Annotated in this window: 21 protein-coding genes, 1 tRNA gene and 1 pseudogene; 8 read left to right on the top strand and 15 right to left on the bottom strand. The window is 72.5% G+C overall.

The features are described from left to right. Positions 1-124: 124 nt before the first annotated feature. Positions 125-5,374 carry a diguanylate cyclase domain-containing protein gene (locus QSK31_RS38325; RefSeq protein ID WP_285689622.1) on the top strand — a complete coding sequence of 1,750 codons (5,250 nt, stop codon included), beginning with the start codon at positions 125-127 and terminating at the stop codon, positions 5,372-5,374. A 10-nt stretch (positions 5,375-5,384) separates the two neighbouring features. On the opposite strand, the gene QSK31_RS38330 is transcribed toward QSK31_RS38325, so the two are convergent. Next, complete coding sequence (locus QSK31_RS38330; protein ID WP_285689623.1) at positions 5,385-6,500, bottom strand: MerR family transcriptional regulator; 1,116 nt, start codon at positions 6,498-6,500, stop codon at positions 5,385-5,387. Positions 6,501-6,541: 41 nt separating this feature from the next. Here QSK31_RS38330 and QSK31_RS38335 point away from each other — a divergent pair, with 41 nt between their 5' ends. After that, positions 6,542-7,219 (top strand): alpha/beta hydrolase-fold protein, encoded by a 678-nt coding sequence (locus QSK31_RS38335; protein ID WP_285689624.1) that lies wholly within the window; start codon positions 6,542-6,544, stop codon positions 7,217-7,219. 54 nt (positions 7,220-7,273) lie between these two features. Here QSK31_RS38335 and QSK31_RS38340 read toward each other — a convergent pair whose 3' ends face one another. From QSK31_RS38340 to QSK31_RS49295, 3 genes and pseudogenes are all read right to left on the bottom strand, one after another. Continuing rightward, complete coding sequence (locus tag QSK31_RS38340) at positions 7,274-8,503, bottom strand: RICIN domain-containing protein (protein ID WP_285689625.1); 1,230 nt, start codon at positions 8,501-8,503, stop codon at positions 7,274-7,276. Positions 8,504-8,564: 61 nt separating this feature from the next. Beyond that, the gene (locus QSK31_RS38345; RefSeq protein WP_285689626.1) at positions 8,565-8,786 is read right to left on the bottom strand and encodes a hypothetical protein; all 222 of its coding nucleotides are present in this window, start codon (positions 8,784-8,786) and stop codon (positions 8,565-8,567) included. Between the two features lie 109 nt (positions 8,787-8,895). After that, positions 8,896-9,129: pseudogene (locus QSK31_RS49295) on the bottom strand (DcsG N-terminal domain-containing protein); the annotation flags it as partial. Between the two features lie 43 nt (positions 9,130-9,172). Between QSK31_RS49295 and QSK31_RS38350 the strand changes: the two are divergent. Next, positions 9,173-9,601 carry a hypothetical protein gene (locus QSK31_RS38350; RefSeq protein ID WP_285689627.1) on the top strand — a complete coding sequence of 143 codons (429 nt, stop codon included), beginning with the start codon at positions 9,173-9,175 and terminating at the stop codon, positions 9,599-9,601. Here the strand turns inward: QSK31_RS38350 and QSK31_RS38355 are convergent. The 4 genes from QSK31_RS38355 to QSK31_RS38370 all read right to left on the bottom strand — a co-directional run bounded on the left by QSK31_RS38355 (position 9,560) and on the right by QSK31_RS38370 (position 14,190). Then, positions 9,560-12,298: a helix-turn-helix transcriptional regulator gene (locus QSK31_RS38355; protein WP_285689628.1), complete on the bottom strand. Its 2,739-nt coding sequence runs from the start codon at positions 12,296-12,298 to the stop codon at positions 9,560-9,562. The two genes, QSK31_RS38350 and QSK31_RS38355, sit on opposite strands and share 42 nt — an antisense overlap. After that, the gene (locus QSK31_RS38360; RefSeq protein WP_285689629.1) at positions 12,265-12,480 is read right to left on the bottom strand and encodes a hypothetical protein; all 216 of its coding nucleotides are present in this window, start codon (positions 12,478-12,480) and stop codon (positions 12,265-12,267) included. The genes QSK31_RS38355 and QSK31_RS38360 overlap by 34 nt, the downstream gene beginning before the upstream one ends. A gap of 118 nt (positions 12,481-12,598) precedes the next feature. Then, a complete protein-coding gene (locus tag QSK31_RS38365) occupies positions 12,599-13,585 on the bottom strand; it encodes a CU044_5270 family protein (RefSeq protein ID WP_285689630.1) in 987 nt (328 codons plus the stop codon). Further along, positions 13,582-14,190, bottom strand: a complete 609-nt coding sequence (locus QSK31_RS38370) for an RNA polymerase sigma factor (protein ID WP_285689631.1) — start codon at positions 14,188-14,190, stop codon at positions 13,582-13,584. Before QSK31_RS38370 ends, QSK31_RS38365 begins: the two co-directional genes overlap by 4 nt. A 128-nt stretch (positions 14,191-14,318) precedes the next feature. Here QSK31_RS38370 and QSK31_RS38375 point away from each other — a divergent pair, with 128 nt between their 5' ends. Beyond that, positions 14,319-15,761 carry an alpha/beta hydrolase gene (locus QSK31_RS38375; protein WP_285689632.1) on the top strand — a complete coding sequence of 481 codons (1,443 nt, stop codon included), beginning with the start codon at positions 14,319-14,321 and terminating at the stop codon, positions 15,759-15,761. On the opposite strand, the gene QSK31_RS38380 is transcribed toward QSK31_RS38375, so the two are convergent. Both QSK31_RS38380 and QSK31_RS38385 read right to left on the bottom strand, forming a co-directional pair. After that, positions 15,742-16,410: a response regulator gene (locus QSK31_RS38380; RefSeq protein WP_285689633.1), complete on the bottom strand. Its 669-nt coding sequence runs from the start codon at positions 16,408-16,410 to the stop codon at positions 15,742-15,744. The two genes, QSK31_RS38375 and QSK31_RS38380, sit on opposite strands and share 20 nt — an antisense overlap. Next, positions 16,407-17,480, bottom strand: a complete 1,074-nt coding sequence (locus QSK31_RS38385) for a sensor histidine kinase (protein ID WP_285689634.1) — start codon at positions 17,478-17,480, stop codon at positions 16,407-16,409. Before QSK31_RS38385 ends, QSK31_RS38380 begins: the two co-directional genes overlap by 4 nt. A 256-nt stretch (positions 17,481-17,736) precedes the next feature. On the opposite strand from QSK31_RS38385, the gene QSK31_RS38390 reads away from it, so the two are divergent. The 3 genes from QSK31_RS38390 to QSK31_RS38400 all read left to right on the top strand — a co-directional run bounded on the left by QSK31_RS38390 (position 17,737) and on the right by QSK31_RS38400 (position 19,754). Beyond that, a complete protein-coding gene (locus tag QSK31_RS38390) occupies positions 17,737-18,570 on the top strand; it encodes a PHP domain-containing protein (RefSeq protein ID WP_285689635.1) in 834 nt (277 codons plus the stop codon). Positions 18,571-18,605: 35 nt separating this feature from the next. Then, positions 18,606-18,677 (top strand) — tRNA-Val (locus QSK31_RS38395). 297 nt (positions 18,678-18,974) lie between these two features. Next, entirely contained in the window at positions 18,975-19,754 is a 780-nt protein-coding gene (locus QSK31_RS38400; RefSeq protein ID WP_285689636.1) for an SDR family NAD(P)-dependent oxidoreductase, read from the top strand. A 113-nt stretch (positions 19,755-19,867) separates the two neighbouring features. On the opposite strand, the gene QSK31_RS38405 is transcribed toward QSK31_RS38400, so the two are convergent. Continuing rightward, positions 19,868-20,203: a GNAT family N-acetyltransferase gene (locus tag QSK31_RS38405; protein ID WP_352244539.1), complete on the bottom strand. Its 336-nt coding sequence runs from the start codon at positions 20,201-20,203 to the stop codon at positions 19,868-19,870. A gap of 74 nt (positions 20,204-20,277) precedes the next feature. Here QSK31_RS38405 and QSK31_RS38410 point away from each other — a divergent pair, with 74 nt between their 5' ends. Further along, a complete protein-coding gene (locus QSK31_RS38410; RefSeq protein ID WP_285689637.1) occupies positions 20,278-20,451 on the top strand; it encodes a CsbD family protein in 174 nt (57 codons plus the stop codon). A 13-nt stretch (positions 20,452-20,464) separates the two neighbouring features. Here QSK31_RS38410 and QSK31_RS38415 read toward each other — a convergent pair whose 3' ends face one another. From QSK31_RS38415 to QSK31_RS38430, 4 genes are read right to left on the bottom strand one after another with little or no spacing between them, the layout of a single operon-like run. Beyond that, positions 20,465-21,115, bottom strand: a complete 651-nt coding sequence (locus QSK31_RS38415; protein WP_285689638.1) for a response regulator transcription factor — start codon at positions 21,113-21,115, stop codon at positions 20,465-20,467. Positions 21,116-21,146: 31 nt separating this feature from the next. Beyond that, positions 21,147-22,253, bottom strand: a complete 1,107-nt coding sequence (gene alr, locus QSK31_RS38420) for an alanine racemase (protein WP_285689639.1) — start codon at positions 22,251-22,253, stop codon at positions 21,147-21,149. An 11-nt stretch (positions 22,254-22,264) separates the two neighbouring features. Further along, on the bottom strand, positions 22,265-23,338 hold the full coding sequence (locus QSK31_RS38425; protein ID WP_285689640.1) for a D-alanine--D-alanine ligase family protein: 1,074 nt from the start codon (positions 23,336-23,338) through the stop codon (positions 22,265-22,267). Then, positions 23,335-24,705, bottom strand: a complete 1,371-nt coding sequence (locus QSK31_RS38430) for a UDP-N-acetylmuramoyl-tripeptide--D-alanyl-D-alanine ligase (protein ID WP_285689690.1) — start codon at positions 24,703-24,705, stop codon at positions 23,335-23,337. The genes QSK31_RS38425 and QSK31_RS38430 overlap by 4 nt, the downstream gene beginning before the upstream one ends. Positions 24,706-24,797: the final 92 nt, after the last annotated feature.

Here is a 24,797-nt window from a genome sequence, read left to right on the forward strand (position 1 = left end):
CGAGGACACCGACGTCTGATGATCCTCGAGACCGAGGACGCCGAGGTCTGATGATCCACAAGGTGGTGTCCCCTGGTGGCTAGGGCGTAACGTCCGTCTGACCTGTCGGGAATGGAAGGACACGTTGACCGCGATCTTTGGGATGCCGCCCGGGTCGTTCTCCGATCTGGAGGTGATGTCGCAGCTCGGGCGGGGCGCCGAGACGGTCGTCTACCGTGTCCGCCGGCACGGCGGCGAGTATGCGCTCAAGTTGCTCTCCACCGCCGACCCGGATCAGGCCCTGGCCGACGTCCGGCGGGAGGCCGCGCTGCTCGGCAGCGTCGGCCATCCGCTGCTGCCACGAATCTTCGAGGTCGGCCGGACCACCGCCGGCCCCTATCTGATCCTCGAGTACATCGACGGCCGCCCGCTGTCGCAGACGCTGCGCCGCGGACCGCTGGCCGAGCCCGAGGCGGTACGGCTGGCGATCGACCTGGTCGGGCCGCTGACCGCCGCGCACCGCGCCGGGCTGGTGCATCGCGACGTCAAGCCGGACAACGTGATCATCGAGCCGGACGGCACCGCCCGGCTGATCGACTTCGGTCTGGCGGCGCGCGGCGGGACGCAGGACGACCGGGTCGCGGGCACCCCGCGGTACAGCCCGCCGGAGCAGACCGGCATGTTGAAGCGGCCGGTCGACGCGCGCTCCGACCTGTACGCCCTCGGCGCGCTGCTGTACGAGGCAGCCACCGGGCAGGCGCCGTACCTGGCCGAGGATGCCGGTGAGCTGATCCGCCTGCACGCCACCGCCCCGGTCCCGGTCGCCCGGGACGTGTCGCCGACCCTGGCCGGGATCATCGCCACGCTGATGGCCAAGGATCCCGACGACCGGTACCAGAGCGGCGAGAGCCTGCTGGCCGACCTGCGCCGGCTGGCCACCGATCCGGCCGCGCGGTTCGCCGCGGCGGCCGACCGGCGCGCGGCCCGGACCTCCGGTCACGACCGGCTGATCGGCCGTGACCAGGAGATGATCGACCTGGCCAACCGCTGGTTGAAGGCGCGGTCTGGCGGGGGCGGCGCGGTGATCGTCGAGGGTCCGGCCGGTGCGGGCAAGACCCGGCTGGTACGCGAGCTGACCACCGCGGTCGCGAAGGACGGCGACCTGGTCCTGTACGGCAAGTGCGTGCCCGACGACCCGGTGCCGCTGGCGCCGTTGCGGGGCGCCGTCGAGCGTTTCCTGCGGACGGTGGAACGGCTCCCGCCGGACGAGCGTGACGAGGCCGTCCAGCGGCTGCGGAAGGCGGCCGGGCGCGGCGGCCCGTTGCTGCGGACGCTGTCGCCGCTGCTCGCCGACCTGGTCCATGCGCCCGAGATCGGCGAGCTCAACCGGCACGAGCAGTTCGTCAACGCGGTCGCGGCGTTCCTGATCGGGCTGGCCGACGAGTTCCAGGCGGCCGTGCTGCACATCGACGACGTGCAGTGGCTGGACGGGCCGACCAGGCGGGTGCTGCAGCAGGTGACCAGCCGGTTGACCGGCACGCCGCTGCTGGTCATCGCGACCAGCCGGGACGGCCCGGGCGACCTGGCGGCGCTGCAGAGGTTCGGCGCCGACATGGACGTCACCCTGGACACCCGGATCAGGCTGGGCCCGCTCGGGCAGGACGCGGTGACCGAGCTCATCGCGGAACACCTCGGCGCTGTCGAGCTGCCCGCCGAGCAGATCGCCGAGCTGGCCGTCCGGGCCGGCGGCAACCCGTTCACCATCGGCGAGTTCGTCCGCGCGGTCCTCGACGCCGGCCTGGTCACGCCCTCCTGGGACGGCTGGCACCTGGACCGGGTCGGGCTGGACCGGATGGAGCTGTCCGGCGACGACGCCGTCGACCTGGTCCTGCAGCGCATCGACGGTCTCGGCACGGAGAGCCGCGAGCTGCTCGCCGCCGGGGCGGCCGGCGGCCGGTGGTTCGCGACGGACCTGGTGGCCTCGGTCTGCTCCGTGGACCCGCGCCGTGCCCGCGTCCTGCTCACCGAGGCCGAGTCGCGGCGGCTGGTGACCACGGCCGGGCCGGAGGGCTACCGGTTCCCGCACGACCGGATCCGGGAGGCGCTGCTGGTCGGGCTGGACGCCGCGACGTTGCGCCGGCTGCACCAGCGGATCGCCGAGATCCTGGAGTCGGCGGCGCCCGGCGACCCCCGCTACGTGTACGCGATCGCCCGGCACTACGCGCTCGGCGACACCGCCAACCGGCCGCGGAGCGTCTACCTGAGCAGCTTCGCGGCCGGTCGGCTGGCGCTGGCCGAGCACGCGCCGGCGGAGGCCCGGGACTTCCTCGAGGTCGCCGCGCGGGCGGCCGCCGGCGCCGGTGTCACGCCACAACCCGACTTCCTCGTCGCGCTGGGCACGAGCTGCGCGCGTACCGGACGATTTGACGACGCCCTGAACCACCTGGAGCGCGCGTTGCAGGCGGAGCCGGATCGGCTCCGCCGGGCCGAGGTCCTGGCGCTGGTCGCGCAGGTGCACAACCATGCGTGGAGTCCCGACCGGGCCTTCGACGCGGTCTGCCTCGGGCTGCGCGAGCTGGGCACACCCCTGCCGCGCACGCGGTTCGCGCTGGCCACGACCACGCTGGTCCGCCTGGTTCTCGGGCTGCTCATCGGGCGTACCCGAATAGGTTTTGGCAATGTGGTCGGGCGGACCCGGGAACGGTATCGGCTGCAGGCGCTGCTGTACGACATCGCCACGTTCGCGCTGTCCATGCGGATGCGCCGGGCGATGCGCGCGCTGATCAGCCTGCGTGCGCTGTACCCGATCAACCGGCTCGGGCCGGGCCGGGAGTACGCCCAGCACATGGCGGGCCTCGGGGTGATCGCCGACGTGGCGCGCCGGCCGAAGCTGGCGACCCGGCTCTACGACCGTGCGGCGGGGGTCGCGGCCGAGATCGGCGACCCGGAGCTGGTCGGCTACGTCGAGTGGAAACGCGGCGCGGGCAGCCACCTGGGCGGCCGCGACGACGAGGGGCAGGTCTGGGGGCGGGCGCTCGCCGAGCACGAGCGCTGGCTGGAGCTCGGCGACTACCTGACTGGCGTGTCCACGGTGTGCATGCAGTACTTCAAGCGTGGCCGTACCGCCGACGCCGAGGCCTGGTACCAGCGCGCCAAGTCCCGGCTGGCCCCGGACGCGGAGGCCGAGGGCGCGGCGATCCGTGCGGTGGCCGCCGTCGTCGCCGCGCAACGCGACCGGCCTGAGGAGGCGGCCGCCCACATCAAGGCGCTCGCCCGGTTCCTCAACGCCAACCCCGACAACCCCATGCAACTGATCAATCTGTACGGCGCCCGGATGGTCGCGCTGGTCGAGCAGGACCGGCTGGGCGAGCCGTTCGACCGGCTCACCGAAGAGTTCGCCACCTACCGGCTCAAGCCCAGGTCGATGGTCCCGGAGCAGCGGCTGTACTTCATCTACGAGGCGATGGCGAGGCTCGCCCGGTGCCGCCAGGGGGTGCCGGGGGAGACCCAGGCCACCGCGGCGGACGCGGTCGCCCGGCTGGCCACGATGGCCGACACCAAGCCGCTGAAGGCGTACCTGCAGGTCACCCGCGCCGACCTGGCCGTGCTCGCCGGCCGCCCGGCGGAGGCGCTGCGCGGCCTCGCCGACGTCGAGGTCCAGCTGCTGCCGCTGGACGCGCCGATGATCGCGTACGAGGCGGCCCGGGTACGCGCCCGGGCACTGAACGCCCTCGACCAGACCGCCCCGGCCGCGCACCAGGCCAGGATGGCGCGGACGATCGCGGTCGAACAGCAGTGGCCGCAGCGCATCCGGTGGGTCACCGAAGAGTTCGGCATCGCCCCGGACGCGTCGGCGACGTCCGGCGACGTGAGCGCGATGCGGGACTCCGGCGACCGGGCGGAGCCGGGCGCGGCCCGTTACCGCCGGCGGCTGAAGGCGTTGCAGCAGGTCAGCCTCGCGTCGGCGACGATTCTGGACCCGCGCGGCCTGGCCCGGGTCGCGCTCGACGAGACGTTGCGGATCATCGGCGCCGAACGGGCGTTCCTGTTCCTGCTCGACCTCGAACTCAACCAGCTCGTGCCGCATGTGGGCCGCGACGGCGAGTACAACGACATCCGCGAGCTCACCGGCTACAGCGCCACCCTCGTCGACCGGGTGCGGCACACCGGCGAACCGCTGGTCGTGACCGGCAGCGAGGAAGGCGTCGCGCTCGGCTCGCAGAGCGTGCAGGTCCACGGCCTGCGTAGCATCCTGATCGCCCCGCTGAAGTTCGACGGCCAGCTGCGCGGCGTGGTCTACCTCGACAGCCGGGTCGCCAAGGGCGTGTTCACCAGCGACGACGTCGACATCCTCAAGGCCATCACGAACCACGTCGCGGTGTCGCTGGAGACCGCCCGCGCCGCCCAGCTGGAGGTCGCGGTGGAGGCCGCCCGCCGGCAGCGGGACGTCGCCGAGACGTTGCGCGCGGCGATGGCCGACCAGAGCTCGTCGCTGGACCCGGACGAGGTGATGCGCCTGCTGCTGACCAGCCTGACCCGTACGCTCGGTGGCGACTCGGCGGTCCTGCTCACCCGCCTGGACCACGAGGCGCTGGTGGTCGCCGCCGCGTTCGGCGCCGCCGCACCGGTCGGCACCCGGCTCTACTCCATCCCGTCCGATCTGCTCAGCCTCGCCTCCGCGCGCGCGGGCCTGGTGCAGCCCGGCTCGCTGCTGGCCGAGGTACTCGGCGCGGCACGCAGCTGGTGGGCGATCCCGGTGACGGAACGCGGCGCGCCGGCCGGTGTCCTGCTGGTCGGGGCGAGCCGCGAGGACGACCTGACCGACGCGCAGACGCAGATCGCCGCCGCGCTCGCCGGGCAGGGCATGACCGCGTACGAGAACGCGAAGCTCTTCAGCCAGGTGCGGCGGCTGGCCACCGTGGACGGGCTCACCGGCCTGTTCAACCGCAACCACTTCTTCAGCGAGGCGGAACGGCAGCTGAGCCAGGCTCGCCGCCACGGTCAGGCGATCGCCGCGATCATGATCGACATCGACCATTTCAAGAGGATCAACGATACGTACGGCCACCCGGTCGGCGACGAGGTGATCCGGGTGGTCGCCGACCGCCTGAGCGACGCCGTGCAGCCCGGGGACGTCCTCGGGCGCTACGGCGGCGAGGAGTTCGCGATCGTGACGCCACGCTGCGCGACCGCACCGGAGCTGGCCGAACGCCTGCGCCACATGGTCGCCGACCAGCCGGTGCCGACGGCGGCGGGCGGCCTGCCGGTCACGATCAGCGTCGGCCTGGCGATCCTCGACGACCGCGAACAGGACCTGCGCCCGGTGCTGGCCCGCGCCGACGGTGCCCTCTACCAGGCCAAACAGTCCGGCCGCGACCGCGTCTGCATCGTCTGACCCGCTGGCGTCAGGCCACCAGCAGGCGAAGGCCCAGCTCCGCCGCGTCGAGGCCGGCGAGTTCGCGGTTGCGCTCGGCCCACCGTCCGGACGACAGGTCGTCGCGGAGCCTGGCCACCGCCCGCTGTTCGGCCACCGGCCCGACCCGGGTCCACACCGACACCGCACGGCGCACCCGCTCGTCCAGGTACGTCTCGGGCCGGCGCCAGTACGCCTCGAAGAAGCCGTCGGCGCAGTCCCACGGGATGAGCACCGGCTCCAGGCGAGCCCCGATCGCACCGGCCAGCTCGTCCACCGAGGGCCGCCCGGCGACCAGGCCGGCGACCTCGGGCAGGTAGTCGCGGATGAGCCAGAACCGGTGCCGCCAGCCGGCGTCACTGGCGTCGTGGGTGAACACCACCACCCGGCGGGCCACGCGCCGCATCTCGCGGAGTCCCGCGACCGGGTCCGCCCAATGATGAACGGTGCTGACCGCCATCGCGGCGTCGAACGACTGGTCCTCGAACGGAAGGCTCTCCGCACTGGCCGCCACGCACGGCGCCGCTCTCGTACACCGCTGGGCCCGCATGACCGCCGACGGTTCCACCGCCGTGACCTCGCGGCCGGAAGGTTCGTAGGAGCCGGTGCCCGCCCCGACGTTCAGGACCGTCCGCGCGTCGCCGAGCGCCTCCCAGATCCTCGCGGCGATCCGCGGCTCGGTGCGCCGCGTGGCCGGGTAGGCGGACCCGATCGTCTCGTACAGCCGCGCGCCGACCGCTTTCAACTGTTCCTCCGGCGTCGTCCCGAATCCCATGGCTCGCGCCTCCAGTTCGTCGTCGATGGCCGTCACCATGGCGGCGGCGCGGTCACGCTGTTCCAGCAGCAGCCCGCGCAGCCGGCGCAGATGGGCGACCGCGTCGGTGTCCGGGTCGTCGACCAGCTCCGCGATCTCCCGCAACCCGAAGCCCAGCCGCCGGTAGACGAGCACCTCCCGCAGCCGCTCCACGTCGGCCGCCGCGTAGATCCGGTGGCCGGCCGCGGTCCGCGCGGAGGGCCGCACCAGGCCGACCTCGTCGTAGTAGCGCAGCGTGCGAATGCTCACCCCGGCGAGCCCGGCCACGCGTCCCACGGTCAGTTGCTCGTCCACGCCACCGACTATCAGCCCTGACGCCGCGTAAGGTGCAAGCGATGGTTTCTTCCGTAGCGGGTGAGCTCGTCACCGAGACTCTGGATTACGACGGAGGGCGGCAGGTCACCGCCTACGTCCCCTCGGCCGCGGCCGAGGCGATCGTGTTCGCCGGTGACGGCCAGCTGGTCGAGACCTGGGGCGGCGTCTTGGCGGCCGCCGACCTGCCGCCCACGATGATCGTCGGCGCGCATCGGCTCGAGGACGAGACGCTGCGCATCCACGAGTACTCACCGGGCCGCACGACGGCCGCGTTCGCCTTCGACCCCGAGCGGTTCGCGGCGCACGAGAAATTCTTCGTCGAGGACGTGCGCCGCTGGGCAGTCACACGCCTGGGCGTCGAGCTGCCGGCCCACCGGACCGCGGTCTTCGGTGTCTCGGCCGGTGCGGAACTCGCCCTGGCCATGGGGCTTCGCCATCCCGGCATCTACAACACGGTCTTCGGGGCCTCGCCCGGGGCGGGGTACCAGCCGCCCGCCGTGCTGACCGGTCGACTTCCGCGCACCTACCTGGTCACCGGCACCGAGGAACCTTTCTTCCGGGACAACGCGGCCCGCTGGGCGGACGCGCTGCGCGATGCCGGCGGGGACGTTGTCCTGACCGTTCGCGCCGGCTCGCACGGCGACGCGTTCTGGGAACAAGAGCTTCCACGAATGGTGACGTGGGCTTTCGGACCCTAGGTACGCGGAACGCCGGCGGCCCGGAGGCCGCCGGCGTTCTGATGGTTCGGTGGATCAGGCGCGGGCCCACTTCTGGTTGGAGCCGCCGGAGCAGTCCCACAACTGGAGCTGGGCGCCGTTGGCGGTGTTGCGGTCCTTGATGTCCACGCACTTGTTCGCGGACACGTTCACCAGGTCGCCCGAGGACGAGAGGGTGAACCGCTGCACCGGGTTGCCGTTGCAGGTGACCAGCTGGATCGGGGTGCCGTTGGCGAGGGCGCCGCCGGCCGGGTCCATGCACTTGCCGAGCGCCCGCAGCGTGCCGTCGCCGTTGGCCGTCCACTGCTGCGCGGCGGTGCCGTTGCAGTCGTACGTCTGCAGCCGGGCCCCGTCCACCGGGTTGGCGCCGGGGATGTCGACGCACCGGCCGCTCAGGTTGGACCTGAGCGCGTTGCCGCCGGCCGGCGGCGGGGTGCTCGTGGTGCTGACGTGCACGTAGTCGATCAGCATCTTGCTCTCGGCGGGCAGGCCCGCCGGGTTGCCCTGGCCGAAGTTACCGCCGACCGCCAGGTTGAGGATGATGAAGAACGAGTGGTTGAAGACCCAGCTGACGTTGCCCTTGGCGGCCTGGAGCGAGGCCGGGGTGGCCCGGAAGAACTCCTGGCCGTCCACGGTCCAGACGATCAGGTTGGGCGACCAGTCCACGGCGTAGTTGTGGAAGGCCTGGTACCACGGCGTGCCGGAGACGATGGTGTTGCCGTACGAGCCGCCACCGGAGTAGCCGGGGCCGTGCAGCGTGCCGAACAGCTGGTTGGGTTCGCGGCCGACGACCTCCATGATGTCGATCTCGCCGTCGGTCGGCCAGTTCCCGCCGCCGAGCATCCAGAAGGCGGGCCAGAGGCCGGAGCCGTTGGGGACCTGGATGCGAGCCTCGACGTGGCCGTACTGCTGGGTGAACTTGCCGGCGGTCTGGATCCGGCCAGAGGTGAACTGGCAGACGCCGTTCCAGCAGTCGTTGTGGCCGCCGCTGCCCTTGCGGGCCGTGATGACCAGGCGGCCCTGGCCGTCCTTGGCGATGTTGCTCGTGCCGCTGGTGTAGTACTGCAGTTCCTGGTTGCCGAAGCCGCTGCCGCCGGTGTCGAAGTTCCACTTCGACGTGTCGACGCCGGAGCCGGCGGGACCGTCGAAGTCTTCGTTCCAGACGACGGCCGCTTCCGCGTTGTCGCCTCGGGAAGCGACGGTGAGACCGGCGCTCAGAGCCACCGCGACGGTGACCGCCGCGATGAGGAGCCTGGATTTGCGCATGGGGGATTCCTCCGGGGAGAGGGATAAATCAGTAACAGTCTTAACAGTTGACTGCCACGAGTCAAGCGAAGCGAGGAGTTCCGGAACTGCGCAGGCAGGAGACGAGGCGGGCGGTCGACTTCGGTGGCGCCTGCGGGAGGAACAGCGACGGCTCCACGAGTTCCAGTTCCAGGACGCACGACCGGCCGGCGTCGTCGCGCACGAGGTCGACGCGGGCGTAGAGCGGGACACCGAAGCGCCGGGTGACGAGGTCGACGGCCCGCCGGGAACGCCGGCACGTCACCGGGCTCGACGAAGACGGTCGGCGTGACCGGCACTCCCGCGTGCTCGAGTTCGGTGAGGTAATGCTTGTCGAGACTCCAGCGCACCATCGGCACGGGGTTGCGCAGGTCCGTCACCGCTGCGACCCTCTCCAGCCAGGGCAGGAACTGATCGAGCCGCTCCGGGTAGTCCCACGCCGACCGCAGCACCACCCGGTCGTAGGACTCCCACCGCACCGCCGGGTCGTCCCACACCACGACCTCGACCTCGACACCGGCCGCTCGCAAGGCGGGCAGGGCCAGAGCCTCGTCCTCGTCGCGCCCGAGCGCCTCGCGGGCCGAGACCCACCCCAACCGCTTCACCATCAGCGCAACAATAGGCGACACATCGCAACGGGGAGAGATCGAGATGAGTGGTTCAGTGAAGAAGGGTCTCCTGGTCACGGCCGGGGTTCTCGTCCTCGCGTACGCCGGAAGCGGGTTTGTGCTGCGGGCCTGGTCGGAGTCGCTGATCGAGGACGCGGCGCGGTCGGGGGCCGACGCGGCGGCCGGTGCGGCGGTCAAGGCGGAGGCCCTCGGTGTGCAGCCCTGGCGCGACGCGGACAGTCCGACGCCGCTCGAGGGCACCAGCCCGTTGCACAGCGCCCAGTCAGCGGCCTGCGACACGCTCCGTCCGCTCCGGGACCTCACCCTGAGCACCGGATGTGCCGGGATCGGGACGTCGGTGGCCGGCGGCGAGGTTCGCATCACCTACGTGTTCGAGCCCTGGCTCGGCCTGCCGTTCGACTACGGCGTGTCAGCGTCGGCCCACCAGGTCGCCGACCTCGGTGCGGGATGAGACGCCCAGCTTGCGCAGGATGCTGGAGACGTGCACGGCGGCGGTCTTCGGCGAGATGTAGAGGCGCCGGGCCAGCTCCGTGTTGGTCAGCCCGTCGCTGACCAGCACCGCCACCTCCCGCTCGCGGGGTGTCAGCGCGGCCGGACCGGTGACCGCGGACGCCGCGTCGGCCGGCGCCATGCCCAGCTGCGCGCGCACCTGGGCGAGCTTGGCCACCCGCCAGCCACGCCACTCGGCCAGCAGCGTCGCCGCGGCCTCCGCCTGGGCGACGGCCTCCGCGTGCCGGCCGCCGGCGAGCAGGCAGCGGGCCGCGCCGACGCGGACGGTGCCGCGGGTCGCCGGGCCGAAGATGTGCGCCTCGGCGATGGACAGGTAGCCGGCCAGCGCCTCCGCGTGCCGGCCGTGTGCCTCCGCGAGCTGGGCCTCGATGAGGGTCCGGTAGGCGTCCCACACCTCGGCGTCGAGCAGCTTGACGCCCATCTCGTCGAGCCGGTGCATCGGCAGGCCGAGCTCGAGCGCGGCGGAGATCAGGTCGTGCGCCTGCTCGCCGCTGCGCCACGGCTGGCCGGCCAGCTCGGTGAAGAGCCGGTCCAGGGCCGCCTCGGCGCCGGCCAGGTCGTAGCGGCGGCAGGCGAGGTGGAAGACCAGGCCCGGGATGGTGACCGGCGGGTTGTCGGGCAACGCCTTCAGGTCGGTGATCAGCTTCTCGACCCGGTCCAGCTCGCCGACCTCGAGGTACAGCCCGGCCAGGAAGACGCCGTGGTAGTCGGCCCAGCGGCCCCGGCGCTGGTAGCCGCTGTCCTGCGCGCGGCCCTCCTCCAGCGCCTCGATCGCGCCGTTCAGGTCGCCGGCGCGCAGCGCGAGCCGGGCCCGGCCCTGGAAGTAGGTGGCCACCGCGAGCGACTCGAAGCCGGCCCGCTCGGCGTCCACCCGCATCCGCTCCAGGAGCTCGGCGTGCTCGATCGGCGAGGCGGGCGGCTCGCCGTGCACCAGGTTGTTGAGGGCGCGGGCGGCCAGCACCCACTCGCCCGCCTTCTCGGCCTCGTCGACCAGGGCGGACAGCAGTTCCCGGCCCTCGGCCGCGGTGTGCGGACGCTCGGTGAGGGTCGAGCCCTTCTCGACAAGAGCGGTCAGGCGTACGCCCGGCAGGTCGAACTCCTCGGCCAGTTCCAGGGCGCGGTCGCACCAGAGCAGCGCCGCGTCGAGTTCGTCGCGCAGGTACGACGACTGCGCGATCGCGGTCATCGCCCGTGCCTGGTCGGCCCCGGGCGGTAGCTGCGCGATCAGGCTCTCGATGTCCTGGGTCAGGGCGCGCATCTCGTCCGGCTCGCGGATCTCCCAGGCGATCCGGACCAGCAGGTACAGCGACTCGGCCCGCTCGGTCGAGGTGCCGGCCAGGTCCCGCCAGCGCCGCGCGTACCGCAGGGCGTCGTCCAGCAGGCTGGCCAGCCAGGCCGCGCGGGCCGCGCCGGCGAGCAGGTCGGTGTCGTCGGGCACCTCGTCGAGGCCCATCTCGGCCAGTTGCAGGGCCTGGTACGCGGAGCCGATCGACAGGTACAGCTCGGTGCCCCGGCGGGCGGCGGCGATCAGGTCCTCGTACCGGCCGGCGCCGCGGGCGTGGTGCGCCACCAGGGCGGGATCGGAGCCTCCGCTGCCCAGCAGCGCGTCCAGGGCCGCCTCGTGCAGCCGGCGGCGCTGGCGGCCGAGCATCTGGTCGCCGATCGCCTCGCGCACCAGCGCGTGCCGGAACGCGAACTCGTCCTCACCGGACTCCACCAGAACGCCCCGGGTGACCAGGTCGCGCAGGGCGGCGATGAGCTCGTCCTCGCCGGCGCCGGTGACGTCGGCGAGCAGGTCGAACGGGATGCGCTGGCCGAGCACGGCGGCGGCCTCGACGATCCGGTGGCTGTCCGGGTCGAGGTCGTCGATCTGGCGGCGCAGCACGTCGGCGAGACTCCACGGCAGCGGCTGATCGACCAGCGCCTCCACGTCGTTCGCGGGCAGCGCGCGCAGCAGCTCCTCGAGGAAGAACGGGTTGCCGCCGGTGCGGTGGTGCAGTGCGGTGGCGGCGCGCATCGGCGCCGGACCGCCGGTGGCCGCCGCCAGCAGCGCCGCGGTCTGCGCCGGGTTGAGGCGGTCCAGGCGGACGTGGGTGACGGTGTGCCGGCGTTCCATCCGGGCCAGCAGGCCGGCCACCGGCTGGCGGTGGGTCACCTCGTCCGGCCGGTACGTCCCGATGAGCAGCCGCGGTCCGCGCTGGTCGGCGATCCGCTCGAACAGCGCCGCGCTCTCCGAGTCGGCCCAGTGCAGGTCCTCGAAGACCAGGATCGCGGGGGAGTCGCCGATCAGGTCGGCCAGCAGCGAGAGACCGGTGTGCAGGCGCTCGACCGGGTTGCGCCGGGCGTCCGCCAGGGCCGCCAGCTGTTCCTCGTCGACCTCCGGGCGCCCGTCGATGGCGTCCAGGAGCACCTCGTACGGCCGGGACAGCGAGCCGGGTTCCGCCTGGCCGACCAGCACCACCGTCTCGGCCGGCAGAGTCCCCAGCAGCTCCTGCACCAGCCGGGTCTTGCCGATGCCCGGCTCGCCGGCGATCAGCGCGACCGCGGGCTCACGTGAAGCGGCGAGCTGCGCCAAGCGGCGCAGCTCGCCGTCTCGCCCGATCATCACCGGGCCGGCACCGCCGCGGATGGTTCGCACGACGCCAGGGTACCGGTGGGTCGTCCCCGCACCGCCGCGGTTCTCCGGCCGGCCGAGAAGGGCCGGCGGGCCGCCCGGGCCTCCCGTGCGCCGGCCAGCAGGCGCTGCTTGTCGGCCTGCTGGATCAGCTCACGGTGACGGTTGTTCGCCAGGGTCAGCATGAGGTCGGGGTGCATCAACATGTCCTGTCTCCTTGTCATCCGGTGATGTATCAATCCTCGGACGACGGGGGAGCCGGCACATCGGAAGCACTGACCTATCTTGGCTGGTCAGCCACGTCTAGTTATACCTAGGCGGGGCTCAGCGGGGCGCCTTGCCGGCCTTGTCCACCACCGCGCGTTCGAGCACGGCCGTGGTGCCGGTGAGCATGCCCTTCTTGCCGACGTTGGTGTCGCGCACCAGGTAGGAACGCTCGCCCAGGTAGGTGAAGGTGTCCGGGTCGAAGATCCACTCGCGGCGCTCGCCCTGGATGTCGGTGTGGGCGACCGCCACCCCGTGCCGTCCGGCGGCGTCGACCGAGTCCTTCACCAGCACCACGCCGGGGATCTTGGCCGCGGCCCGGTACAGTGCCGCGGCCACCTCGGGCGGCAGGATGCTCTCGCGCAGCGCCTCGCCGATCTCGTCGAACGCCTGGTCGTCCGAGTTCTGGCCCTGGCCCTTGGTGTCGGTGTAGACCTTCCGCAGCAGGGCGTCGGGATCGGTGGGCCAGCCGGCGTAGAAGGAGTTGGTGCGGGTGCCCTCCAGCCCGAACAGGTCGCCGTGCTCGCGGATCTTGCCCGTGCTGCCGGCCGTCGCCGGGATCCAGATCTCCCGGCTGTGCACCTTGTCGAGAATCATCGGATCCTCACCCATGCTCTGCGAGCCGTCCTCGGGCATCGGCTCCGCGAAGACCAGCCACGCCACCTTGCTGCGGATGTAGACGAACTGCCCGGAGCCGACCGGGGTGCTCGGGCTGCCGCCCGCGGCGAGCGCGAGCCGGTCGATCAGCGGTGCCACCCCGGAGGCGCTGCCCGGATCGACGGCGATGATCGGGGCGGCGCTGCCCTCCGGGCCGCTCGACTGGCGGCTGACGGTCACGGCGGTGATGGCGACCGCGGCGACGGCGAAGGCGGCGGCCGGCGCGGCGATCATCGCCCAGCGGCGCCGGGCCGGCCGTGGCTGAGCCTGGGGTACCTCGGTGATGGTCTGCATGAACGCGTCCTTGAGGTCGCGGTGGCGGTCGGCGCTCAGGTCGGGAACGATCGGCGCCGGCAGCATGCGTGCGAGGTCGGCGGGCTTGTCGTTCATCGGTTCCCCTCCTGGGCCGATCGGGCCGCGGGACCGCGGCCATCCAGTACCTGTCCGCGACCCGGCGCGAGTTCCCGTTCGGTCAGATCCCGCAGCCGGGCCCGCGCCCGGGACAGCCGCGACCGGACCGTGCCGATCGGCACCCCGAGCGCGTCGGCGGTCTCCGCGTAGTCCAGACCCGACCAGACGCAGAGGGTGAACACCTCGCGCTCGGCCGGGCGCAGCCGCTTCAGCGCCGTGACCGCCGCGGCCAGCCGTTCGGCGTCGTGCATCCGGTCGGCGACGGCGTCGGCGAAGTCGGGCACCGTCTCGGTGCGCATGCGGCCCAGCGCGGCGGTGTGCCGGCGTGCCGCGCGACGGATGTTGCGCAGCACGTTCGTGGCGATGCCGAGCAGCCAGGGCAGGACGCCGTCGCCGTCCGGGAGGATGCTCTCCCGCAGCCGCCACGCCTCGAAGAACGTCAGCGACACCACGTCCTCGGCGGTGGTCCAGGAACCGGTGCTGCGCAACGCGTGCCGGTGCACGTCGCGGGCATGGTCGTCGAAGACCTGCCCGAACGCGTCGGCGTCGCCGGCGCGCAGCCGGGCACGGAGAGTGCGATACACACCTGTTCCCTGTCCGTCGAGCGGCCCGAGTTCCGTGACCGTGGTCACACTATCCCCCAGCTGGGGGAGAACCTGGCCGCGCACGAGGGTGACTCGGTGACCAGGGTGCCGATCCTAGGTTCGAGTGCATGGTGAAACACGCTTTTCTGGCGATGGTGCTCGCGCTGGGCGGTCTGGTTCCGGCTCATTCCTCGGGTACGCCCACCCGCCCGTGCACGGACCTCGAGGCGGTGCCCGGCGCGCTCTGCGGCAGCATCACCGTCCCGTTGGACCGGGCCGATCCCCGGGCCGGCACGACCACGGTGGCCTTCGCGCTGCTGCCCCGGCGGGATCGGAGCAGGCCGTCGCTCGGCACGATCGTGCCCAACCCGGGCGGTCCGGGCACCTCGACGATCGACCTGGCCGGCGACGACTTCGCGGGCGCGCTCGCCCCGATCCTGGACCGGCGGGACCTGCTGCTGATCGACCCGCGCGGCGTGGGCCGCTCGGATCCGTTCAGCTGTCCCGCCTTGGCCGGCCCGGACGTGGTGTTCCAGGGACTGGAGGCGCAGCGGAAGGCGATCGGCGACTGCGGACGGCAGCTCGGCGCGAGGCATCGCTACTACGGCACCGCGGCCGTCGCCGATGACTTCGATGACGTACGCCGGGCCCTCGGTCTTGATCGGCTCGATCTCTTCGGGGTGTCCTACGGGACCTATCTGATGGCGGTGTATGCGCAGCGGCATCCGGCGCACGTGCGGTCGGTGCTGCTGGCCGGCGCGTACGCGGTCAACGTCGACACCACCGAGGGGGTCGCGGCGACGGCGCTGCGGCGGGCGATCACGCTGGTGTGCGAGCGTTCGCGGGAGTGCGACGGCCGGACCGTGCTGGCCGACCTGGGCGACCTCGCCGCCAAGCTGCGGCGCAAGCCCACGACCGTGGACGTCGAGTACCGGGACCGTACGCATCGGGTGGTGCTCGACGAGTGGGCGCTGGCCGGAGCCGTCGCCAAGATGTACTCGACCCAGCCCGACCGGGACGCCCAGCTGGGCCTGGCCCGGGCGGTCGCGGCGGCCCGGCACGGCGACCTCGCACCGATCCGCGACGTCGTCGCCACACACCTCGCCTCGCAGGCGGCGACGGCCGACGCCGGTCCGCTGCTCGCGACGATCCCGGGAAGCTGGGCCACCTCCTGCCACGACTACCCGCGCGCCTTCGACTTCTCGGACAGCCTCGCCGAGCGGCGCCGCGACTACGAGCGGCACCTGGCCCGGCTGGACCCGAAGGACTTCGCGCCGTTCTCACCGCGCGCCTGGGCCACCCGGACCGACTTCGACTCGGGCGCCTGCCTGCGCTGGCCGGACGACCCGACCGCGCGGTCGCCGTTCCGGCCCGGCGCGCGCCTGCCCGGCGTGCCGGTCCTGGTGCTCAGCGGCGACCTCGACGCCAACACCCCGACCGCGTCCGGCCACGCCGCCGCCGCGCAGTTCCCGCACGCCCGCGAGGTCGAGGTAGCGGACGCCGGCCACACCCCCGCCCAGACGCCCGAAGGCGCCCGCCTGGCCATGGAGTTCATCGTTTCTCGGCGGTAAGCCCGATCCGGTGGGCCAGCACGACCGCGTGCACCCGGTCGCGCAGGCCGAGCTTGGTGAGGATGCGGGACACGTGGGTCTTCACGGTCTCCCGGCCGATGAACAGCGCCGCCGCGATCTCCGGGTTGGAGAGACCGGCGGCGACCAGCCGGAGCACGTCGACCTCACGACCGGTCAGCTCCGCGAGGACATCCGCCGCCCGGTGGTCGTCCTCGCGGAGCCGCGCGCCGAAGTGGCCGATCAGGTTCCGGGTGACCTCCGGCGCCAGCAGGGCATGACCGGCGGCGACCGTGCGGACCGCCTCGATCATCGCCTCCGCCGGGGTGTCCTTGAGCAGGAAACCGCTGGCGCCCGCCCGGATCGCCTCGAACACGTACTCGTCGAGGTTGAACGTCGTCACCACCAGCACCCGCGGGCCGTCCGGGGCAGCGTCCGGCCCGGCCAGCACCCGGGTCGCCTCGATGCCGTCCAGCAGCGGCATCCGGATGTCCATGATCACCACGTCCGGGCGCAGCCGCCGGGCCTGCTCCACCGCGTCCGCGCCGTCCGCGGCCTGCCCGACCACCTCGAAGTCGAGCTGCGACGACAGGATCGTGACATACCCGGCCCGGACCAGGTCCTGGTCGTCGCAGACCAGCAACCGAGTCACAGCGTCGCCCGCACGACGAACGCGCCGTCGTCGTCCCGGTAGACGCTCAGGTCACCGCCGGCCAGCCGGACCCGCCGCCGCAGTCCCGTGATGCCGCGACCCGGTCGCACCGGCCCGCCCGGCCCCGCCGTCGTCACCTCGACCGTCAAGCTGTCGCCGGCGGCCACCGCACGGACCACCGTCGGCCGCCCCGGGGCGTGCTTCATCGCGTTCGTCAGCCCTTCCTGCACCACCCGGTACGCCACCGCCGACTCGACCTCGCCCTCCTCGATGAACTCGACGGGCTGGCCCGCGAGCCTGGTCTGCTCGACCAGGTCCGCCAGCCGGCCCGTCGACGGGATCCGCGGCGCGTGCCCGGTGTCCGGGCTGAGCACGTTGAGCAGCTGTCGCAGGTCGGTCAGGGCACGGCGGCCGGTGTCACCCACCGTACGCAGCCCCTTCTCCACGGCCGGCCGATCGTCGGCGGGCACGAACCGCGCCGCGTCCGCCTGCATGATCATCGCCGTCACGTGGTGGGTGACCACGTCGTGCAACTCTCGGGCCAGATGCTCGCGCTCGTCCCGCGCCGCCCACGCCACCGCATGCCGGTGCTGTTCCTCGCGCCGCAGCAACTCGCCACGCGCCCAGCCGCCGCCCAGCCAGCACGCCGCCGGAGTGGCGAAGAAGTAGAAGTACTCCAGCAGGGGAGCCGGTGAATCAAGCACGACCAACAGAGCGCACGTCACGGCGTACCCCAGGGTCCAGATCGAAACCGTGACCCACCGACCGCGCCGTTGGCGCACCCCGGCTGTGAAAAGCGCCAGGTAGAGCGCGACGCTCGCGAAGGTGGGGCGGAAACCCAAGATCTGGTACGCCGCGAAAGCGAGCGAAACCAGGGCCAGGCAGAGCGCCGGGAACCGCGTCCGGACGACGAGCGGCAGAGCATGCGCGAGCACCAGAGCCGCCGCGAGCAGGTCGAACGGCCGCTGCGGCGTGTCGAAGCCGAAGGCGGTGCCCTTGTCCCGCACCCAGGGGGTGAAGGACAGGCCGACCACCACGGCCGCGATCAGGGCGTCGCGCGACCATCGCATCGTGCGAACTATAAACGCGTTGCCCGTCGCCACCAGCCGGTCCTACCGTAGTCATCACCACCGACGACCTGAGGGAGCACCCGATGATGCGGCATACGACGACCGTCCCACAGCGGTCCATGTCGCGTTCCCGGTGGCGTCGCTAGCATCCCGCCGGCCAGGTTTCACGCCGCCGCCCCCATCCGGGACCGGCGGCTCTTCTGTCTCTTGAAAACTCCACAGCGGATGACACATGTCGGCTGACATGCTTGAGGCCATGCTGCCCACCGACGGACATGTTCACACCGAATGGTCCTGGGACTGCGAGCCAGGTGACATGGAGGCCAGTTGCGCCCGGGCGCTGGCCGTGGGCCTGCCGGCCATCGCCTTCACCGAACACCTCGACTTCACCGTCTGGACCGATGTGGAACCGGCGCCGGACGCCCCCGCGAAGGTCACCGACCTGATCACCGAGGACGGGACGCTGGCACCGCCCCCACTGGACGTCGACGGCTATCTGGCGTGCGTGCAGCGCTGCCGGGAGAGATTTCCCGAGCTGGTGATCCTCACCGGGGTGGAGGTCGGCGAGCCGCACTGGCATCGAGATCAGGTTGCCGCGGTGCTCGCGGCGGGGCGGTTCGACCGCGTACTCGGTTCCTTGCACACCCTGCCACTCGGTGGCGGGCTCAACGAGCCGGGCGAGCACTTCGCACGACGCCCGGCCGCGGAGGTGGTCCGCGACTACCTGGCCGAAATTGCCCGGCTGGTGGCCGGATCCACGGACTTCGAGGCGCTCGCCCACATCGACTTCGTCAGCCGGTTCTGGCCCGCGGACGCGGGGCCCTTCGACCCCGCGGACTTCGAGGAGGAGTTCCGGCATGCGCTGACGGCGGTGGCGGCCGCCGGCCTGGCGCTGGAGGTCAACACGAATCGACGGCCCTTCCCGGAGATCGTGCGGTGGTGGGGGGAGGCCGGCGGTGAGGTGGTCACCTTCGGCAGCGACGCGCACCATCCCGGCGGTGTCGGCGCCGGTTTCGCGGAAGCAGTCGCCATGGTCGAGGCGCTGGGCTTCCATCCCGGCCGGCACCCGCACGACAGGTGGTACGCCTGACGCGACCTGAACCTGCGGGCCGCACGCAGGACCCCGCCCTTGTAGCTCAGCGGAAGAGCGTCCCGTTCACACCGGGAAGGTCCCAGGTTCGATCCCTGGCGAGGGCACGTTGCCGAGGTTCGCTATCAGGCTCACGCTCATGACCGACGGCGACTGGAGGGATGGCGGCTTCAGGCAGCGCCGGCCCTCCGCGGAGACGCTCGCCTGGGTCGCGGCGTCGATGGGTCGGGGCAGCCCTACGGCGCCTCGGATGACCGCGGGCCCACCCTCACGATGTGTCATCCGCCGTGGAGCACCGCAGGCGAGCGTTGGCTGCTCGGCCGCCCCTCATACCGGCGGAATGCCCGGTTCGACACCGGGGCCTGCGACATGGTTCGACGCCGTACTCGGCGTAGGTTGCGACGATGAGCGACTTTCCCCGCGGCCTGGCCGCTTTCTCCCTGCAGGGGCGCAAGGCTCTGATCACCGGCGGCAACCGCGGTCTCGGGTACGCGTTCACCCAGGCGCTGGCCGACTGCGGCGCCTCGGTCGCCTTCATCGGGCGGGACGCCGACGCCAACCGGGCCGCCGTCGGGCGCCTCGCCGAGGCCGGTGTTCAGGCCCACGCGATCGGCGCCGACCTGACCCGTGACGACGACGTGCGGCGCGGCGTCGACGAGGCGGTGGAGGCGCTCGGCGGGCTCGACATCGTCGTGAACAACGCCGGCACCTGCTTCCACAACCCGGCCTGGGACGCCACCGACGACGAATGGCAGCAGGTCTTCGACCTCAACGTGCGGGCGGTGTGGAAGGTGAGCCTGGCCGCCGGGCGGCACCTGCGCGCGACCGGCGGCGGTTCGATCGTCAACATCGGCTCCATCTCCGGCCTGATCGTCAACCGGCCACAGGCCCAGGCGCCGTACAACGCCTCCAAGGCCGCGGTCCACCAGCTGACCAAGTCGCTGGCCGCGGAGTGGGCGGCGGACAACATCCGGGTCAACGCGGTGGCGCCGGGCTACGTCAAGACCGAGATGGCGCCGGTCGACCGGCCCGAGTTCCGCCGGATGTGGATCGAGGACGCCCCGCAGCAGCGGTACGCCGATCCGGAGGAGATCGCCCCGACGGTGGTCTACCTGTGCTCGCCCGCCGCCGCGTTCGTCACCGGTTCCGTGCTGGTGATCGACGGCGGCTACACCGTCCACTGACCGCGGGTACTGTCCCTCGATGCTCGTCATCTCAGCGACACCCACCTGGACCAGCGGCAGCCGCCCGGCGTGGCCTTTCACGTCCACGACGACAAGGGGCCGCTGACCACCCACTACCGCGTGGTGGTCTGACGCGCCAGGCTCTGTTTCGCGGCCGGCCATTCGTCGTCGAGGAGGGCGTAGAGGACGGTGTCGCGCCACGAGCCGTCGGCGCGGCGGTGTTTGCGCAGCTCACCCTCGCGGGCCGCGCCGAGGCGCTCGATGGCCGCCTGGGCGCGCAGGTTGCGGATATCGGTGACCCAGGTCACCCGGACAGCTTCGAGCGTTTCGAAGGCGTACGTCAGCAGAAGGGTCTTGGTCTCGGTGTTCATGCCGGTGCCCTGCCACCGCGCGCCGAGCCAGGTGTAGCCGATCGCCAGCGACCGCTGCCCGGGATCGAGGTCGCTCAACGAATAGGGATTGCGGTTGTGGCGAGTGGGTACCCCACGGCTGTAGGCAACTCTCCTCGACGTGGAGGTATCCCATGGCTTTCGACGACAAGGTCGACAACAAGGCTGAGGAAGTGGGCGGCAAGGCCAAGGAAGGTGTGGGCCGCGCCACCGACGACGAGCAGCTCGAGGCCGAGGGTAAGGCCGACCAGAAGAGCGCCAACCTCAAGCAGGCCGGCGAGAAGATCAAGGACGTCTTCAAGTCCTGATCGAGCAGGTCAGTCAGGTTTTGGCAGGCGGGAGCGGACGGCGAGCAACACCGCCGTCCGCTCCCGCCTGTGCCATCTCGATCGCGATGCGGGTCAGGTCTGCCTTGTTGGTGACGCCCAGTTTGGTGCGGATGCGTTTCGCGTAGGTGTTGACCGTGTCGTCGGAGAGGCCCATCCGCCGCGCGATCTGCCGGTGGGTCAGGCCGGAGGCGATCCAGCGCAGGGTCTCGACCTCGCGGGGGGTCAGGCCCTGAGGTCCGCCGGCGGCCTGCCCGGCGAGCTCGGCCTCGAACTGATGGACGGTACGCGGGCAGATGTAGAACCCACCCTGCGCGATGACCCGGATCGCGCCGCCCATGATCTCCTGCTCGGCGAACCGGCTGACGCAGCCCCGCGCGCCCGCCCGGACCGTCGCGAGGAGCATCGGTGACCCGTCCCAAACGGTGCTGACCAGCACAGATCCGCGGGTGGCGGCCTCGGCGACCGTGTCCATCGCGGACGCGACGATGTGCGGCAGGTCGAGGATGACCGCGTCGTAGCGGTCGGAACCCAGGTCATCGACGCACGGCACTGCCACGGTGACGCTCAGGTCAGCGTCAGCCGCCAGCTTCTCCAGCCCCGCCCGCCAGACCGGCTGATCCGCGACGATCGCGATTCGGTGCACGATCCCCTCGACGGTTTTCGTACCGCCGGGTTCATTCAGGCACGTAAGTACGGTGCACTCGGGCACCGATGCCGGTGAGGATCTCGTGCGGGTTGGTGCCGGCCCAGCCGGCCCACTCCTCGACGGTCGGCTCGCCCGCGTCGCCCGGCCCGAGCATGACCACGGTGTCACCGGCCGTGACCGGCAGGTCACCGACGTCCAGGACCACCTGGTCCATCGTCACCCGCCCGACGACCGGCCGGCGGACGCCGTGTGCCAGCAGGCAGGCCCGGCCGCCGGTGGAGCGCGGGATGCCGTCGGCGAACCCGAGCGGGATCTGCGCCAGGGTGGTCTCGCGGTCGATCACGTGGTCCCAGCCGTACGAGACGCCGGTGCCGGCCGGGACACGCATGGTCCGCAGCACCCGGGCCGTCACCGTCATGGCCGGGCGCAGCCCGAACGACCGGCTCGGCACCGGCTCGACGCCGTAGACCCCGATGCCGGGGCGGACCAGGGTGTGCCTGGCCGCCGGCACCTGCAGGGTGGCGGCCGAGTTGGCCAGGTGCACGTGCCGCGGTTCCAGGCCGGCGTTCAGCGCGGCCCGGCGGAACGCGCCGAACGCGTCCAGCTGCCGCCGCAGGCCGTCGGAGTCGACGTCCTCCGCCGAGGCCAGATGCGACCACAGGCCGGTGACCTCGATCGTCCCGCTCTTCTCCAGCCGCCGGGCCGCGTCGACCAGGTCCGGCCAGTCGCCGGCCGGGGCGCCCCCGCGGGACAGCCCGGTGTCCGCCTCCAGATGCACCCCGGCGACGACGCCCAGGGCGTTTGCCGCGGCGGCGACCTCCTCCAATGCCTCCACCCGCGACGCGGCCACCTCGACGCCCGCGGCGAGTACGTCGGCGAACGACTCGTCGGGCGGGTAGAGCCAGAGCAGCATCGGCGCGTCGATGCCGGCGGCTCGCAGCGCGAGTGCCTCGTCCGGGGAGGTCACGCCGAGCCGGGTCGCGCCGTGCCGCAGTGCGGTGCGTGCCACCTCGGCGGCGCCGTGGCCGAAGCCGTCGGCCTTGACCACGGCCATCACCCCGGCGGCGCCCGCGGCGCGGGACAGCACCCGGACGTTGTGCGCGACGGCGCCCAGATCGATGATGGCCTGCGCCATCGGTGCCCTGCTCATCCGGTGGGCGCGGTCCTGCGTGCCAGGGCGGTGTCGATCAGGATCCCGAGCAGTTCCGTGTACGGGACACCGGCCGCCCGCCACGCCGCCGGGAACTGGGACACCGACGTCAGGCCGGGCATGGTGTTCACCTCGTTCAGCACGACCTCGGTGACGCCGTTCGCGCCGGCGTGCACGAAGAAGTCCACCCGGATCAGTCCCGCGCAGCCCAGCGCCCGGAAGGCCCGCACCGCCGCGTCGGCCAGGTACCACCCGGTGTCGGCGTCGACCGGCGCCGGGATGCCGAACTTCGTGGAGCCGTCCCGGTACTTGGCCGTCGCGCTGAAGAAGTGGTGCCGGTGCGCGTCCATCAGGATCTCTAGAGGCGGGCCCGCCTCGACGCGCCCGTCGGGATGCTCCAGGACGGCGATGTCGATCTCCCGGCCCGGCACGGCCGGCTCGACCAGCACCTTGGTGTCGCCCGCGAACGCCGTGGCGACGGCCTGGTCGAGGTCGGCCCAGTCGGTGACCCGGGTGACGCCGACGCTGGAGCCGCCCGAGGCGGGCTTGACGAAGACCGGCAGGCCGAGGCGCTTGCGCTCGACGTCGGTCACGGTGTCCTCGGGGTCGCGCAGCACGAGGCCGTCGGCCACCGCGATGCCCTCGGCCTTCAGGAGCGCCTTGGTGATCTCCTTGTCCATGCCGGTCGCGCCGGCCAGCACACCGGCGCCGACGTACGGCACGCCGAGCAGGTCCAGCAGCCCGGCGACGGTGCCGTCCTCGCCGAGGGCGCCGTGCAGCACCGGGAAGACCACGTCCACCGACCCGAGCGCCTCGATCGCCGCGGCCATGCTCGCCGCCCGCGTGCTGACGTCGTTGCTGGTCAGCGCGACCAGCTGGTCGGCGTCGAGCTCGGCCGGGAACTCGGCGACGGTCGCGACGTGCCACGCGCCGTCCTGGCCGATCCGGACGGGCACCGCGCGGAACCGGCCGCGGTCCAGGTTGTCCAGCACGCTCACCGCCGACCGGCAGGACACGTCGTACTCGGTGTTCTGGCCGCCGAAGACGACGCCCACCACGATCTCGGTCATCGTCCACCCTGTTCGATCAGCCGATCCGCCGCGGCCTGCAGACCCACGGCGTTGGACCCCTTCATGAGTACGACGTCACCCGGCGCCAGCCGAGGGTGCAGGAGCGCGAGCGCCGTGGCGGCGTCCGGCACGTGCTCGGCCTCCACCCCGGCCTCGCGAGCCGCCGCGACGATCCGGCCGGCGTCGTCGTTGCCCACCCCGATCAGGTAGCGGACACCGGCGTCCACGGCGGCGTTGCCGACGGCCGTGTGGTGCCCGGCCGACTCCGGGCCGAGCTCGTTCATCTGCCCGAGCACGGCCACCAGCCGGCGGTCGCGGGCCAGGCCGGCGGCCGTGCGCAGAGCGGCGATCGCGGAGGCGGGGCTGGCGTTGTAGGCGTCGTCGACCACGGTCACGCCGCCGGCCGTGTCGCGGACGTGCATGCGCCCGCCGGAGACCCGGTCGGCGTGGCTGAGCGCGTCTGCCACGGCCGCGACGTCGTCGGTGAGGGTCAGCGCCGCCGAGGCCGCCGCCAGCGCGTTCGAGACGTAGTGCTCGCCGTGCAGACGCAACGCCACCCGGACGGAGCCGGTGGGGGAGCAGAGGCGGAAGGATGCGCGGCCGGCCTCGTCGACGGTGACGTGCTCCGCGCGTACCGAAGCATGGGTTGTGGTCCCGAAGAGAGTGACCGGCGCGCTGGACCGCGCGGCCATGGCCGCCACCCGCGGATCGTCGGCGTTGAGCACCGCGTGGCCGCCGGCCGGCAGCGCCTCGACCAACTCCGCCTTGGCCGCGGTGGTGTTCTCCAGGCTGCCGAACTCGCTGAGGTGCGAGACGCCGACGCTGGTCACGACGCCGATCCGCGGTGCCACCAGCCGGGCCAGGTACGCGACGTCGCCGAGGTTGCGGGCGCCCAGCTCGGCCACCAGGTAACGGGTGTCCGGCCTGATCAGCGATACCGTCGCCGGGACGCCGATCTCGTTGTTGAGGTTGCCGGGCGGCGCCACCGTCGGGCCCAGCCGGGCCAGCACCTGCCCGAGCAGATCCTTCGTCGTGGTCTTGCCCACCGACCCCGTGACGCCGATGACGGTCAGGTCCGTCGCCCGGCTGATCAGGGTCGCGGCGAGCCGGCCGAACCCGGCCAGGACGTCGTCGACGACCACCGCGGGAACGCCGACCGGCCGACCGGCCAGCACCGCGGCGGCGCCCCGGGTGACCGCCAGCTCGGCGAAGTCATGACCATCGGCACGTGCCCCCGGGAACGCCACGAACAGATCACCGGGCCCGACCAGCCGGGAGTCGTAGCGTGCGACACCGGTGACCAGCCGGCCCGGGGCGGCGTCGTGCAGTGCTCCCCCGACGGCGTTCCCGATGTCCTGCAGCGTCATGGGCAACACGTGCGGCACCGTATGCGCGCGGGCGGGTACAAGATCAACGTCCCTCTTTCGGGACGGACCGTCCGCATTGCGCCCGGCGACAT

The organism is Actinoplanes sp. NBRC 103695 (assembly GCF_030269485.1).
Classification (GTDB): domain Bacteria; phylum Actinomycetota; class Actinomycetes; order Mycobacteriales; family Micromonosporaceae; genus Actinoplanes.